Source organism: Gardnerella greenwoodii 00703Dmash, assembly GCF_000263635.1.
GTDB classification, from domain to species: domain Bacteria; phylum Actinomycetota; class Actinomycetes; order Actinomycetales; family Bifidobacteriaceae; genus Bifidobacterium; species Bifidobacterium greenwoodii.
Window position 1 is genome coordinate 1 of the sequence record NZ_ADEV01000007.1, and the last position, 15,332, is coordinate 15,332.

12 protein-coding genes are annotated in these 15,332 nt (G+C 46.2%); 7 read left to right on the top strand and 5 right to left on the bottom strand.

Annotated features, from left to right (window positions below; genetic code table 11):
* The first annotated feature begins 152 nt into the window (after positions 1-152).
* On the top strand, positions 153-710 hold the full coding sequence (locus NG78_RS03440; protein ID WP_004134336.1) for a cysteine hydrolase family protein: 558 nt from the start codon (positions 153-155) through the stop codon (positions 708-710).
* Positions 711-807: 97 nt separating this feature from the next.
* Here the strand turns inward: NG78_RS03440 and radA are convergent, their stop codons facing one another.
* The gene (gene radA / locus NG78_RS03435; protein ID WP_032837755.1) at positions 808-2,322 is read right to left on the bottom strand and encodes a DNA repair protein RadA; all 1,515 of its coding nucleotides are present in this window, start codon (positions 2,320-2,322) and stop codon (positions 808-810) included.
* Between the two features lie 117 nt (positions 2,323-2,439).
* Between radA and NG78_RS03430 the strand changes: the two genes are divergently transcribed.
* On the top strand, positions 2,440-3,042 hold the full coding sequence (locus NG78_RS03430) for a hypothetical protein (RefSeq protein ID WP_373276889.1): 603 nt from the start codon (positions 2,440-2,442) through the stop codon (positions 3,040-3,042).
* Between the two features lie 104 nt (positions 3,043-3,146).
* Positions 3,147-3,236: a 30S ribosomal protein bS22 gene (locus tag NG78_RS05990; protein ID WP_004268639.1), complete on the top strand. Its 90-nt coding sequence runs from the start codon at positions 3,147-3,149 to the stop codon at positions 3,234-3,236.
* Positions 3,237-3,452: 216 nt separating this feature from the next.
* On the opposite strand, the gene rpiA is transcribed toward NG78_RS05990, so the two are convergent.
* From rpiA to NG78_RS03410, 4 genes are all read right to left on the bottom strand, one after another.
* The gene (rpiA, locus tag NG78_RS03425; protein ID WP_004105437.1) at positions 3,453-4,151 is read right to left on the bottom strand and encodes a ribose-5-phosphate isomerase RpiA; all 699 of its coding nucleotides are present in this window, start codon (positions 4,149-4,151) and stop codon (positions 3,453-3,455) included.
* A gap of 148 nt (positions 4,152-4,299) precedes the next feature.
* Complete coding sequence (locus tag NG78_RS03420; protein WP_004134343.1) at positions 4,300-5,292, bottom strand: ribonuclease H family protein; 993 nt, start codon at positions 5,290-5,292, stop codon at positions 4,300-4,302.
* 98 nt (positions 5,293-5,390) lie between these two features.
* The gene (pgm, locus tag NG78_RS03415) at positions 5,391-7,064 is read right to left on the bottom strand and encodes a phosphoglucomutase (alpha-D-glucose-1,6-bisphosphate-dependent) (protein WP_004134346.1); all 1,674 of its coding nucleotides are present in this window, start codon (positions 7,062-7,064) and stop codon (positions 5,391-5,393) included.
* Between the two features lie 35 nt (positions 7,065-7,099).
* Entirely contained in the window at positions 7,100-8,224 is a 1,125-nt protein-coding gene (locus NG78_RS03410) for a diacylglycerol/lipid kinase family protein (protein WP_004134348.1), read from the bottom strand.
* A gap of 112 nt (positions 8,225-8,336) precedes the next feature.
* Here NG78_RS03410 and NG78_RS03405 point away from each other — a divergent pair, with 112 nt between their 5' ends.
* The 4 genes from NG78_RS03405 to NG78_RS03390 all read left to right on the top strand — a co-directional run bounded on the left by NG78_RS03405 (position 8,337) and on the right by NG78_RS03390 (position 15,270).
* Positions 8,337-9,284 (top strand): alpha/beta fold hydrolase, encoded by a 948-nt coding sequence (locus NG78_RS03405; RefSeq protein WP_004134356.1) that lies wholly within the window; start codon positions 8,337-8,339, stop codon positions 9,282-9,284.
* An 83-nt stretch (positions 9,285-9,367) separates the two neighbouring features.
* Entirely contained in the window at positions 9,368-11,212 is a 1,845-nt protein-coding gene (locus NG78_RS03400) for a L,D-transpeptidase (protein ID WP_004134357.1), read from the top strand.
* A gap of 10 nt (positions 11,213-11,222) precedes the next feature.
* Positions 11,223-12,647 carry an App1 family protein gene (locus tag NG78_RS03395; RefSeq protein ID WP_004134358.1) on the top strand — a complete coding sequence of 475 codons (1,425 nt, stop codon included), beginning with the start codon at positions 11,223-11,225 and terminating at the stop codon, positions 12,645-12,647.
* A 10-nt stretch (positions 12,648-12,657) separates the two neighbouring features.
* The gene (locus NG78_RS03390; RefSeq protein ID WP_004134359.1) at positions 12,658-15,270 is read left to right on the top strand and encodes a S9 family peptidase; all 2,613 of its coding nucleotides are present in this window, start codon (positions 12,658-12,660) and stop codon (positions 15,268-15,270) included.
* Positions 15,271-15,332: the final 62 nt, after the last annotated feature.

Genomic DNA, 15,332 nt, shown 5'->3' on the forward strand with positions numbered 1-15,332 from the left:
ACTAATCGGCTTGGTCGGTTCTTTAATTTTCCAGCGTAAAGATATTGCTAAGCAGGAAGCGGATTTGCCGGCAAGCGAAGTAGATTTATTAACCACTGAAATTGCAGAATAAAAATAATCTGAAATAATCTGAAATAAAAGAGGATATTCAAATGATTAAAGAAGACGAATGGTTAGTTGTAATCGACAGGCAGCGCGTTTTTTGCGAAAGCGACTGGTCAACTTGGGCGTGCGCAGATCACACCTACGATTCAACAACTGAAGCTTTCAAAAAACTTGCAAAAGCTTACGGTAACCGAGTAATTTACACGCGTTACGTAGCTCCTCTTAAGCCGGAAAATGCTTGGGTTGACTATTTTAAGGATTGGCCGCAATTCCTTGTAAAACCTAACGACCCAATGTACGACTTTACGCCAGAAACAGCAGAACTTGCGGAAGGTCACACTGTAGTTACGTGCGAAACTTTCGGCAAGTGGGGTGCGGAGCTTAAAGCCGCATTAGGTGACTGCTGCAAAATAACAGTTTGCGGAGTTGCAACGGATTGTTGCGTGCTAACAACAGCTTTAGCTGCGGCGGATAATGGCGTGGCTGTGCGAGTTGCTGCGGATGCTTGCGCAGGAAGCACTCCGGAAAATCATAAGCTGGCTCTTAAAACTATGGAGCTTTTTACGCCGCTTATAACAGTATGCAACACAAGTGAAATTCTTTAAACGCAACACTTGAATATTCGCTTCGCTAAGCTCGGCTAAGCTAAACTAAGCTAAAATAAAATAAGTTAAGCTCAGCTCAGCTCGGCGAAGCGAATGTTTACAACCCAAGAGCTTGCAACGCATCTCGAACGTTGCGCGCTTCAACAATCTGCAATCCTGGAATATTAATTTTCTTACGAAGCGGGCACACAACAGCGCGCTTGTATCCTATTCTGGCCGCTTCTCGCAAGCGCGGCTCCATTCTAGGAACAGGACGCACTTGACCAGTTAAGCTTATTTCACCAATTGCGCAAGTTTTTGCAGCTACGGCTTTTCCGCTGGCAGCGCTTGCCAAAGCGGCAACAATCGCAACATCGCACGAAGGCTCTTTTGCGAGCGCGCCGGCAATCGTAGAAACATACAAGTCTTTTGCAAGTAAATTAACTCTTCCGTGACGATACAAAACAGCCGTAAGCATTGCAATACGGTTTGCATCAACCCCAGAAACTGCGCGACGAGGGGTTGGGAGTGCAGATTGTGTTACAAGAGCTTGTATTTCAATAGGTAAGCTTCGGTGTCCTTCTAGCGTAAAAGTAACGCAAGTGCCGTCGTTTGTGCCATCTTGCGAATTTTTACCTTGATTATTGTTTTCTGTAGAAGACAAAAACAGTCCGGAAGGATCCGGAACTTCCTCAATTCCTTCGCCGCTCATATCGAAGCAGCCAACTTCGTCAGTTGGCCCAAAACGATTCTTAACAGCCCTAAGCATGCGCAAAGCCGTCTGCGAATCTCCCTCAAACTGGCAAACTGTATCAACTAAATGCTCAAGAGTGCGAGGACCTGCAATAGAGCCGTCTTTAGTAACATGGCCAACCAGCATAACTGGAATATTATTCGTTTTAGCAACGTCAATAAGAGCGCTCGCAACTTCGCGCACCTGAGTGGAGCCGCCGGTAATGCCTTCAACGTCTCGAGCAACAATTGTTTGAGCAGAATCAACAATAGCCAGCGTTGGCCTGTGTGCTTCAATAAGATCAAGAACAGTGTCTAAGTCTCCGGTTGTTGCAAGAAGCAAGTAGTCGTTTACGGCGTTAATTCTCGATGCACGCAACTTTACTTGAGCGGCTGACTCTTCGCCGGAAATGTATAAAACAGGAGGATTTCCATTTAATTTTGCCTGTTTTGCAATATTTGCAGCAGCTTCTAAAAGAAGAGTTGATTTTCCGATTCCAGGCTCTCCTGCAATAAGAGTTACTGAACCAGGCACAAGACCGCCGCCTAAAACGCGATCAAATTCGCCAAAGCCTGTGTGAATACGAAGCGCATCGTCGGCTTCAATCTCGCTCATCGGCTGAGCTGCAACTGATGCGTTTATTGCGTTTATTGCGTTGGCTGAGTTGCTTGAGTTGGCTGAAAAGTATCCTGCGTTTGCTGCCGCATTTCTAGCATTTACAGCATTTCCTGCGCGCGTCATCCTCGAAGCGCGAGTGGTTTTTGAAAGCCCGCTAACGCGCGCTTCTTTAAACTCGTTTACTGTGCCCCATTCGCCACATTCCGGGCAGCGTCCATACCATTTTGACCCGCTCCATCCGCATTCGGAGCATAAATAGTGCAGGGGAGATTTACTAGCCATATTTAGACGCTATATGTCTTTAGCGACAATGACGCGCTGTGCTTTATAAAGCCTCAAAAAAGCAGCATTGCAGACTTACGCGTCATCGTGCTGTGAGATAATGCAAGTATGTCGGATATGAATGTTTCAAATGCTAATGGATCAACACATCACAAATTATTAGTTGTAGTTACATCTGCAGCAGTAGTGGTTATTTTAGCGTTTCTTTCAGCTTTCGTGTGGCCGGGTTGGGCGCTTAATCACGATAATTCTGCAAATAAAAATCATGTTGCTTTACCAAAAACACCATCTATACCTGCTAAAGCTTTGCCGGTTTCTTCAACAGCTTTGTTGAAGTCTATGCCGGATAGTGTTCTTGATTTTGCGCGAGTTGACGCAATTCCTAGCGCAACTTGGACTGAATCGTCGCCTCTGGAAGAATATAGCGTAAAGTATTCAACTGGTCAGAGCGATGGTGAGGTTTCGCTAACTGTTGCGCAATGGTCGAATCGTGATTCTGCAAATAAGCAATACGAAGCATTGCTCGACGGTCTTAAGGGCTCGGATGTTGCAAGCGGTAAGATTCAAGTTGCTGGTAAAACGGTTGGCAGCTATGTGCTTCGCGTTGATGAGAATGATAAAACTCAGGCTAGTGCATTATGGCAAAACGACACTGCTGTTTTTGAGGTAACTGGTTCAAAGCAAGCTGTAGAGCGTTTTTATCACAGCTTCCCAATGTAAATTTCTTCAAAAAGCACTGTTCTTTGTGACGGCACTGTCCAAAGTCGTCAAAACGGTGTAACATTAGGCAAGTTGCACACTTTACATAGGAATGGAGGCTTCAGATGGGTTCTGTCATCAAGAAGCGCCGCAAGCGGATGAGCAAGAAGAAGCACCGCAAACTGCTGCGTAAGACTCGTCACCAGCGCAAGTAATTATGCTTATGCGTTGATGCGTGTCTGAACGTTTAGGCACGTAAATACTTTTTATAAAGCGTCGGTTTTCCGGCGCTTTTTTATTTATTTATATATTTCGCGGCTTGTCTTGCAAATATTCGTGTGGTGAGATTTGAGATTTTTTGCGATAAAAAAATAGAGCCAGTAAAATGCTGACTCTATTTGCGATTGCTTAGTTGCGCTACTTATTCGCGGCTACTTATTTGGGTTGGTAAGCGTGCGAGGACCGTTAGGATCGCCAACGATTACGGTGTCAACCATGTTCAAGAACAAGCCGTGTTCAACAACGCCTACGGTCTCAATCAAATCCTTCGCAAGCTCCTGCGGATGCTCAATGCGCTCCATGTGCAGGTCAACCACGAAGTTGTTCTCGTCGGTGCGCACTTCCTTGCCATCCGCGTCAAGACGCAAAACTGGCTTGTATCCGCGCTTTTCAAACTTACGAATCACTTGCGCGGAGCCGAATGGAATCACCTCAACAGGAAGTGGGAACTTGCCGATTGTATCAACTACCTTGCTTGCGTCAACAATCCACACAATGCGGTCGGAGTTAATAGCCACAATTTTTTCCCAAAGAAGAGCTGCGCCGCCGCCTTTAATGCCGTTGAAGTTCTTATCGACTTCGTCGGAGCCGTCGATTGTAACGTCAATGTGGTCTACTTCGTTAATGTCTAGAATCTTAATGCCGTAGCCTTCTGCCTGCTCTTGCGTGCGGCGAGAAGTGGTAACTCCCGTGAAGCTTAAGCCTTCTTCTTTAACTCTGCGGCCAAGTTCGTCTACCAAAAAGCGCACGGTGGAGCCGGTGCCGAGGCCAACCATCATGCCGTTCTTCACAATCTTTGCGGCTTCAATGCCGGCTGCTTTTTTAAGCGCGTCTTGTTGTGCTTTATCCATTATTCCTGCTTTCTTATGTTTTGTTATTCCCGAGTTCGTCGATGAACTTCCATCGCATTTGCGGGAGAGGCGCTTATGCTTTTATGCGTGCCTCGTTTTCGTACATTTCCATATTAGTCTTTGCCAAGATTTTTATGGCTTTTTTGCCTTACTGATTCAGGTAGAAGGCGGTTGGAGTAAAGTGTAGTGTGCCGTCGGGCTGCACATAGCCGCTTATGTTAATTGTGCCGGAAATAAAACGCGGCTGGCCGTTAAAAGTTGGGCTTGTGTTTGGCGGGGGAGTAAATTGCAGCACGCCAGAAACGCTTAATCCTTGAACTGGCTGCGGCTTTATTTGCGTCTTGTTTTCGGTCTTGTTTTCGGTCTTTATTTCTGACTCGTGTGCTTCATGCGCCTCGTGCGTTTCGTTTGATTCGTTTAGCTCGTCTGCTTCGTTTGATTTTTGCGTAGTATCTTCCGTATTTTCGGCAATTTTAGACGCGTCTATAACGCTGCTATTTTTAGCAAAATCTGGGTTTGTATCTTCTCCAACTGCGCGCCCAATATGGTAATCCTCGCAAGAAATCTTATTTTCCATTAGATCTTTTGCGTCTTGCGGAACGTCAGTTCCACTTGCGTATGGCGAAGAAAGTAGCGACTTCCAACCTTCTAAAGGCAAGTATCCGCTTTTTGCGCCGCTTCGGCAATCTTCTGCGTATGTGCGCGCTAATGTATCAACTTTTTCGTTTCCAGCGTTTCCAGCGTGACCTTTAACCCACACGAACTTTACTGATCCTTCGCGCTTAGTAAGTTCCGCGTCAATTGCGCGAATCAAATCCGCGTTTTTAACAGGCTCGTTTTTGGAATTCTTCCAACCGTTCTTTTTCCATCCGTGAATCCACGTAGTTGAGCAGTTGATTGCGTATTGTGAATCAGTTTCGATTGTAAGAGGCTCGCTTCCTGGGTGCGCGCGCAAAGCTTCCAAAACAGCGCATAATTCTCCGATTTGATTCGTGCCGTTAGTTGCGCCTCCAGCGTCCGCGTTGCCGGTGTGATGGTGCTCGCTAGTGCTTCCAGCTTCTAAGCTGTGATCTGCCCATGCCCAACCCATTGAACCATTCGGGTTTCCTAATGCGGAACCGTCTGTAGAAACAACTATCATGGCAAACCTTTCAAAAATGCGCCGGCTGCAAATTGCAACCAGCGCAATTAGTTTTTATTTACGTAAGATTATTAATATTCCTACGTGAGATTATTACGTTACGCTAAAGCCTTGTCGACTACGGCAGTAGCTTCTTCAAGCACCTTGTCAAGTGCTTCTGGAGAAACGAAGGATTCTGCGTAAACCTTGTAAATGTTTTCGGTGCCAGATGGGCGAGCAGCGAACCAGTTGTTCTTGGTAGTCACCTTCAAGCCGCCAATCTTTGCGCCGTTTCCAGGAGCTTCCGTAAGCTTTGCGGTAATATCTTCGCCAGCAAGCTTGGTTGCTTCTACGTCGTCGCCGCTTAGAGCTGCAAACTTCTGTTTCTGCTCAAGCGTTGTTGGGGTGTCAACGCGCTTGTACCAGCTTTCGCCAAAGCGAGCAACCTGGTCTTGGTGAAGCTGAGCTGGGTTCTTGCCAGTCTTTGCGGTAATTTCAGCTGCGAGCAAGTCTGGAATCAGGCCGTCCTTATCGGTAGTCCAAACGCGACCATCCTTGCGCAAGAAGCTCATTCCGGAGCTTTCCTCGCCGCCGAAAGCAACTTCGCCGCTAAAGAGTGGGTCAACGAACCACTTGAATCCAACTGGTACTTCCACGAGCTTTGCGTTAATAGAAGCAGCCACGCGGTCAATCAAGGAAGAAGACACAAGCGTCTTGCCGATTGCCGTGTTCTTTGGCCAATCTGGGCGAGCGCCGCCGAACAAGTACTCCACGCACACTGCAATGTAGTGGTTCGGGTTCATAACGCCCCAGTTTGGGCACACAATACCGTGGCGGTCAGCATCTGGATCGGTGCCGCCAACCAAATCGTACTTATCCCAAGCGCCGGCGTTAAGCTGGTCAACTAAGCCCTTCATTGCGTAAGGGGAGCTTGGATCCATACGAATCTTGCCGTCGTGATCAATGGTCATGAATCGCCAAGTTGGATCAACTTCTGGGCGAACAACGCCAATGTTAAGGCCGTACTTTTCGTTCATAAGTGGCCAGTAATTTACGCTTGCGCCGCCGAGTGGGTCGATTCCCAAACGCACGCCGCTGGAGCGAATCACGTCGAAGTCGATTACGTTCGCCAAGTCGCTTACGTAATGTTCGCGGTAATCGAAGCCTTCTACTAAGTCAGACTTGATTGCTTCTTCGAATGGAACGCGCTTTACGGACTTGTAGTTGTCGAGCAATTCGTTTGCGCGAGCTGCGATTGCGTTAGTTACGTCTGCAGGGGCAGGGCCGCCGGTTACAGGATCGTACTTAAAACCGCCGTCGGTTGGAGGATTGTGCGAAGGGGTGACGACGATGCCGTCTGCCAAGCCGTCGCCGCTAAAACGCTGAGTGCCGTCGGCTGCGCGATTATGCGTCAAAATAGCTTGGGACACAACAGGCGTTGGCACGAAGTCGCCGCGAGAGTCCACGCGAACGTGAACGCCGTTAGCAACCAAAACTTCGATTGCGGTTTTTTGAGCAGGCTCAGAAAGTGCGTGCGTGTCACGGCCGATGTAAAGTGGGCCTGTTACGCCAGCTTTCTTGCGATATTCGGCGATGGCTTGGGTGATTGCCACAATATGAGCTTCGTTAAACGAAGTTTTTAAAGCGGAACCACGGTGGCCGGACGTGCCGAAAATCACGCGTTGTTCTGGAATATTGGAATTTGGAACTTCATCATAGTAGGCGCCAACCAAAGCGTCGACGTCGACTAGATCTTCTGGGGTGGCGGGCATTCCCGCATTTTTTGCTACCATAATTTTTTATTTTGCCACGGCGCTTGTATTTTATATTATTCACTCACAGCAACGCTGGTTTTTACGCTTGCTGGCACGCGCACGCACAGTGCTTGTTTGTCAACAGTGAATCGCAAATGTTTTGTGTAACCCAAAATGTCGCCGTCCACCTGCACTGGCGCCGCTTTTTCCAACTGCACTTCCGCACTAAATCCTTGCGTCTGGTCAATTCTTGAGCCGGCTGAAAGTGACTCCTGCTGTAGCGCGTGCCCGGTTACGGTTTGGTGTACTACTCCGCGGAATAAATTAGCCCAGCCAATCAATCCGCCCGAAGTGTCAATAATTTCAAAGTCGAGTACGCCGTCGTCGTAAGCTGCTTCTGGCATTAGCGAGAACATAGGAATTTGCCCGCAATTTCCTGCCATAAGTGTTCGGAAGGTGAGTCCTTTTAGCACGCTTTCGTCGCCGTTTGATCTTTGCAAAGTTACGGTTGCGCGATACTTCGGCATAAACAAATGTTTAACTCCGGCCACAAAATAAGCAAGCCAACTAATATTTTTCTTTAGCTTCGGGTCGGTGTCGTCAATCATAAGCGCATCGAAGCCAATTCCAGCAATAATCAAAAACGCGTGGCCGTGGTCTTCGTTTGGATTGTCCAGAATTGTTACGCGTCCAACATCAACCTGCCTGGACCCGTGCGAAGTAGCCACGCGCAACGCAGCTTCCACATCGTTTACAGGTATGCCCATGTTTCTTGCAAAAAGATTTCCGGTGCCAATAGGAATAATTCCCATCGCATGCCCTTTGCCGCTTACTGCGCTCGCAACTGTTCTAACTGTGCCGTCTCCGCCAACTGCCACAACAACGTTAGCTCCGTTGGAAAGTGCATCTAAAGCGCACTCGCGTCCGTCTTTATCTAGCTGCGTGTCGATTATTTCGTAAGTTAGCTTGTGCTCGTTGCAATAATTTTGAATACTTTCGCGGTAAGATTCTGCCTGCGGCTTTGAAGGATTTAAAATAAACGCGTAATGCACGGAGTCGCCGTGTCGTTTTGCGAGTTTTTTCGCTAAATGATGCCGTTTCATGGCGCGCGTAACAATCATGATGACGAATGGCGCAATAACTAGCGCAAAAACAATCACCATAAGTGCAATGGTTGCTTGAATAGGCATAATTGGCATACCCCCTATTCTTGCACATTATTTCTATTGATACGATAAATTTTGCTTAATACTGTGAATATTTACGTTTTTTACACATTTGTGTTATTGGCTAAGACTATTATTAGGCACTATGTGTGAAGCTTTTAATAACGCAAATAATAAGTGCGATTCTTTTAAGGATTGCTCACTTTTTCAGTTGCACAATACGGTTTATAGAGATGTAAAAAATTCTGACGATTCAAACAATTCCAATATTGTTCCAATCGTTTTAATCCACGGTTTTCCGGTTGATCACCGCATGTGGGATGCTTGTGCAGATTCTTTGAACGCACAAATTGATGCCGCTCTTGAATCCGGCTTGTTAAAGCATGACGTTCCTATTTTTGCTCCGGATATGGTTGGTGCCGGCTTGAGCGAGACTCCAAAAGCCGAAAGCTCTGAGTTTAACGAGGCTGATTACGCTCACGCTCTCGACGCTCTTAGCGCATCTTATGTAAAGCTTATTAACGATTTGGGCTTTAAGCGCGCTGTATGGGTTGGTCTTTCTATGGGCGGCTATGTGGCTTTGGACGTTCAGCGTCTTCTTCCTAAAGCTGTTGCCGGCATTGCTTTATGTGATACTCGGGCCTGCGTTGACGCTCCTCAAGCACGCGCTAAGCGTCTTGAAATTGCAGATGTTTGCGAGCGCGACCAAACGGTTGAACCTGTTATGCATTTTGCTCACGCAACCGAAAAAGATTCTACGGTTAAACAGTCGCCTGAGTTTATTCATACTTTTGAAAATTGGATTCATGATCAGAAGCCTGAAGGTTTGGCATGGCGTCAGCGCATGGCAGCTTGCCGTCCGGACATGGAAGATCAGCTGCCTTTGATTACAGCTCCGGCTGCGGTTATTAGCGGCACTTTGGATCCTTCTAGTGCGCCTGAAATTATGCGACCAATGGCCGAGGCAATGACTTCTTCACAGCATGTTGATTTTACGGTTATTGAAGATTGTGGACATTTCAGCGCTACTGAGCATCCGTATGAGGTTGCTTCTGCTTTGGTGACTTTATTGTCGGCAGTGCAGCGTTTGTAGAGCAATCTGTAATTTCGTGCGTCGCTAGTGATAGACTGTACGAGCGTGTTTTTGCGTACAATTATTGAGCAGAGGTTATTAATATGACTGATATGCAGCACAATCCTGAAGGCGAAGATCCCTTCAATCAAATGCCGGGTCATACGCCTGATGACGCAAGCGACGACACAGTTGCTTTTGCGCAAGTCGAGCAGAATCAGGTAGATAATCAATCTGCCGATAATGATGAAAAAACTCTTGCCGAAAATCTTGGTGAAGTTGCAGACGAATACGAAGATCAGGATTCATTCGACAGCGGTCTTTCTGTACAAGAAATACTTATTAACAATTCTGCAGATTCTACAGAAACAGACACTTTTAAGGCTGTAACACCTGATTCTAAATCTACGCCCGAAAATGGCGGCAGCAGAAATAGTAAAGATGGCAATCGAGGGGGCCGTGGCGCTAACGGAGCGAAGACAGGCTCAGCTAATCACGGCAATCGTTCTGCGCTCGCATTGCTTTATTCTCTTCTAGTTTTTGTTATTTTGATCGCTGTAGCATTCTTTGCTTTACAGTGGTATTTCCACGATCGCGTATCTCCAGGCGTTAATTTTGGAGATGTTTCTGTTGCGCGTAATCTTACGGGTTATAAAGAGGATTCCGTAAAGCGCGTTGTAAGCGATGCCGTGGATGCGTCTTCTTTGGTTATTAAGGACGACCGCGGAAACAGTATTACTGCAGATTTGGGCGAGCTTGGTGTAAAAATCAATCAGCCAAATACTGTGCGAGCAATTATGCAAGCTAAGCATAATAATTTATTCACTCGCATTATGCCTTGGATTCAGCAGACTGTTAGTTTGCAAGCTAAGGTTGATCATTCTGCAATGGATTCGTATGTGCTTACTAGGTTTGTTCGCGAGCGCGATCGTGCCGTTCCTTACAGCGCAAAATTCGACAAGAATTCCGAGTCTTACGTTGTAGAAGATGGTATTCCTGGCCGCACTATTGAAACTTTGTCCGTGCGTGAAGCGGTGAAAAAATTACTGGCTCATCCTGGTAAAAGCTTAAAAGTTTCAGTTACTTCTCGCAAAACTCAAGCTCCTATTAAGCGCGATGCTGCGCAGAAACTTGTTGACGAATTAAATAAGTTGCTGTCGAAAAAAATTACGTTTAATAACGGCGATGGAAAAGATTTTACTGTTCCTAAAACAGTTCTTGCTTCTTGGATTACTGTAAAAGCTGATACTACGCGTCGTAAGCTTTCATACACTGTTGATACAGATAAAGCAGACGAGTTCTTATCTCAGGCACTTCCTAAAGAGCTTAATCAGCAGAAAGTTAATCAGGAAGACGCAATCAATAAAGACGGAAAGTTTATTTTCACAACCATGAAGGGTTCTAATGGTGTTGAAATCACTTATGCAAAGTCAGCTGCAGAAAAAGCAGTTGAGGCTTTGCGTAAGGGTAACGATTTTAAGCTGACTCTTCCTGCAAAAATAACTAAGTTTACGGTTGAGAAAAAGCTTGTGGAAATGCGCATTGTTGTTGATAAGTCAACTCAGACTGCGTCTGTTTATAAAAACGACGAGCTTGTGAAGACTTTCCCTGTTTGCACCGGTAGGACTGGCGCGGATGATTCAACTCCTGGCACGTTCTTCATTTACTTGCGTTACGCTTCTCAAGATATGCGCGGCAGAAATGGCGATGGTTCTTCCTACTTCTCGCCTAATGTGCGCTGGGTTAGCTATTACCATGCTGGAGAAGGATTCCACACTGCTTCTTGGAATTATGATGGTATTGCTACTGGCGATGCTGCAAATCACGGTTCTCACGGATGTATCAACATGTACGAGCAGGATGCGCGCTGGATTTATGAGAATTGCCCGCGCGGCACAATCGTGCAGATTGTAGGAACTACTCCGGATGGCCCTGTGCGCGAGAAATGAGCGTATGAGCATGTATGAGGGTGAGGGTTCTGGGAATGAAACTAGCTCATTCGATAAGAATGTAGCTACTTCTGCAGCGCCCTCAAAGCCTGCTGCCGCGCAACCTGCAGCACCTTCGCAATCTCGTAGAATTAGCAGCACACCAATTCCTGTACACGTTACAGCCACACTTTTTGACGCACCGTCTGAAGACGAAAAAATCAACAATAAACCTTGGTTTGTGCGCGTAGTAAGACGTGTTATTACGTCTTGTGTTGGAATATGGATGCGATTTGCTTCTCGCATTGCTCGCCGGTTAGGGTGGTATCCAAGCGTAGAGCCGTATATTGGTTATGGAACGCATCGCTATGCTCGCTTAATTTGCCGCACAGTGTACGCACCAAAACGCGGACACCATTCGGCTCTAAAGCGCGGTATTTACGCTATGCTTGTGATTCCAGCTGTTCGTGTTCGTGTTGCGCTATCAATAGACAATATTCCTGTAGAAACCGCGCAAGTCGGCGATTCTGAAGTTTATGACAAGCCGGAAGAAGCTCGCGGTGGTAGTGCTGAATATTGTATTTCGGATCGCGCAGGCTACTTGGATTTGATTACCGAACGCGCTCTTTTGCCGGGTCGTCATGTTGTTTCTTACACGCTTGAAAATCGTGAGCCGGTTAAAGCAAGCTTGTTTGCTATTGATGACAACGTGCCAATCGGAATTATTTCCGACGTTGACGACACTATTATGGTCACTCAAGCGCCTTCTCCAATTCGCGCCGCCTACAATCTGCTTATTATGAATCCGGCGCATCGTTCGCCTGTTGCTGGAATGTCGGAGTTTTTCCAGTCGCTGTCTAATTTGCGTAACGATATTCCATTTTTCTATCTTTCAACTTCTCCTTGGAATGTTGAGGCTTCGATTCGTCACTTTATTGAGCGCGAAAAGTTTCCTGAAGGCCCTCTTTTGCTCCGAGATTTAGATCCTCGTCCTAAAACTTTTATTCCAAACGGGCCGCAGCATAAGTTGGAGTTTGCAACCCAGCTTATGGATGATTTTCCAGGTATGCGTTTTGTGCTTATTGGCGACGACGGTCAAAAAGATCCAAGTACTTATGCGAATATTATTCGTCAGCATCCTGGCAGAGTGCTTGCTGTTGGTATTCGTCAGCTTCATAAGCGAGATACTGTAGACAATTTCCGACGTAAATTATCGCGTGACTTTGCGGTTGCTCTTAGTGTTTCTCGTCGCGCTTATATTTTTGAAGACGAAAACATTCCAGAAATTCCTACAACGGAACTTGAAAAGTTTGACGATAATCTAAATGTTGTAGAAGCAAAAGGTGCTGCCGGAACATTGCAAGGAGTGCCATTTTTTGCAGCGCCTACAGGTCAAGGATTGTCGGAAGTAATGCTTCCGTTTATAAAAGAGGCTATTAAAAGCAGAGTAAGGTAAAAAAATATTTATGAGCGAAAAGATTTGCGAAACAAGCTGTAAAACAACTTCCCAAACAGTCTTTGAAAAACCTGCAGAAGCTAAGCGAATACCCTCGAAGCGTGAATTTCATGGCGATACTTATGTTGACGAATACGCTTGGATGAAAAATCGTAGTAGCAGCGAGCTTCTTGAGTATATCAATTCTCAAAATGCGTATACTGCTAAGCGTGTTAAGCATTTAGAAAACTTGCGTTCTACATTATTTAACGAATTGCGCTCTAGGGTTCAAGAAACAGACATGTCTGTTCCTGTGCGAATGAATAATTACTGGTATTACGTTCGTACACAAGAGGGGAAACAGTACGCTATTCAATGCCGTATGAAAGTTAGCGATGAAGCTAATTGGAATCCGCCTACTATAGATGGGTCTGCTGAGCCGGGCGTAACTTTAGGTGAAGAAATACTTTTTGATGCGAACAAAGAAGCGGAGCTTGCTGGAAGTAAATTCTTCCGGCTTGGAGGCATGGATTTAAGCTCCGACGGCTCTCGCATGCTTTACGGAGTTGATACTCAAGGCGACGAACGTTTTAGCTATTTTATGCGCGATTTTTCTTCCAGCACATGCTCTTGGTCGCCTTTGGAAGAGTCTTGGGAGAATCTTTCGTCTGCTTCACTTTCTCCGGACGGAAAATGGGTGTTTTATGTAAAAATAGACAGCGCATGGCGTCCTTACCAGGTTTGGCGTCACCGCGTTGGAACGCCAACAAGCAGCGATGTAAAAGTTTTTGAAGAAGAAGACGAGCGCTTTTTTGTTGACGTTTACGAAAGTTTTGACGAACGCTACATGATGATTAGTAGCAGCTCTAAAACAACTTCTCGTGTGCTTATGCTTCCGCTGAGTACGCCTGAAGGTGATTTTCGCATGGTTATTGAGCCGGTTGAAGGCGTTGAATACGACATTTCCTTCGCATGCTTTGAAGGCGCTGGTAAAAACGGTGAAGATATTCCGGTTGCTATTGTTTGCCACAATGCTAAAAATCCTAATTTTGAGATTGACGTTATTGATATGCGAAATCTTCCGGACGCAGATTCGGACGCAGATTCGGACGCAGATTCGGACGTAAATACGTACGCAAATGCAAGCGCTGGTGCAAGTGCAACTACAAGCGCAGTCTCATCTAAAATTGCAACTTATAAATTAGGCGATGGCGTTTGCGTTGCTTCCGGTTCTCCTTACGGCTGTGAAAATGGAGATTTGTGGGAGGCTTCTGCCAGCAAAAAGCCTATTTGTCAGCCGTATAATTGCGAACAAAATCCTGAAATATTGCGAAACTCAGTCGGCTTAAGCATAAGCGGATTGTCAATGTATAAAAATTATGTTGCGTTGGCGTATCGCGCTCAAGGATTGCCGCATCTGGCTGTAATTAGCAAAAAGCGCGCTGCAGAAGACTTTTTAAACGGCAAGCCGTGGCGTTTTTACGAAGTTCAGCCTCAAAGTGTTTTAGAGCACGAATCTACTCGCGTTAATGTTCAAAACGTAAGTATTTCGCACGCTAATAATCTGGAATCTTGTATAACTAATCAAACTAAATCTTCTTCGCGCGAATCTCTTTGCAAAATATCTAACGAAGAAATCAAAAATAATCGCTTGTTTAGTATTTCTATGACTGGAAATCCTTCTTATGAAGCTCCTCGCATGCGTTACGCTTTTGGAAGCTACGCAACTTTAGGCCAGCTTCGTGAGCTTGATCCTTCTAGCGGCGAAGACGTGTTGCTTAAGCGCGGGAAGATTCTTGGCGAGTTTGACGAGCATAATTACGCCGAAAAGCGCATATGGATTACCACTAGAGATGGCGAGCGCGTGCCGGTGTCTATTGTTTGGCGACCGGATAAAATTTCGCAAACCGAAGCAATGTTTATTACAGGCTACGGCGCGTACGAAGTAAGTTCGGACCCTAGTTTTTCTGTTGGACGCTTAAGCTTGCTAGATCGCGGAGTGCTGTACGCGCAAGTGCATGTGCGAGGCGGCGGCGAAATGGGTCGCGCGTGGTATGAGCAGGGTAGGCGCGTTAATAAAAAGCACACTTTTGAAGATTTTGTTGACGCAACGCGCGCATTGCAGAATGCTGGTTTTGCTTCGGCTTGCCATACTGTTGCAAATGGCGGTTCTGCAGGCGGCTTGCTTATGGGTGCTATAGTAAATATGGCACCACGATGTTATGCGGGAATTGAAGCGGACGTGCCGTTCGTTGACGCACTTACTTCTATGCTCGATTCTTCTTTGCCGCTTACTGTAACCGAGTGGGATGAGTGGGGAAATCCGCTTAATAATGCTGAAGATTACGCTTATATGAAGTCGTATACACCTTACGAAAACGTGCCTTGTGCTAGTAGTGAAGAGGGGCGCAAAAAATTAGCTGATTTTCCGAAAATCTTAATCACTTCGTCTATTCACGATACTCGCGTACTTGTTACTGAACCTATGAAATGGCTTGCGAAATTGCAGGCTTCTGGGGTGGATGCTATTGCGCGTGTTGAAACTGACGGCGGCCACGGCGGCACTTCTGGCAGGTATAGGCAGTGGCAGGAGCTTTCGTACGAAAACGCTTGGTGTCTTAGTGCGATGGGCATAAACGAATAAACGACCGAAACTACTCAGCTTTGCGCTGTTTATGTCGCCTTCCAGCCAATATTCGTGATATT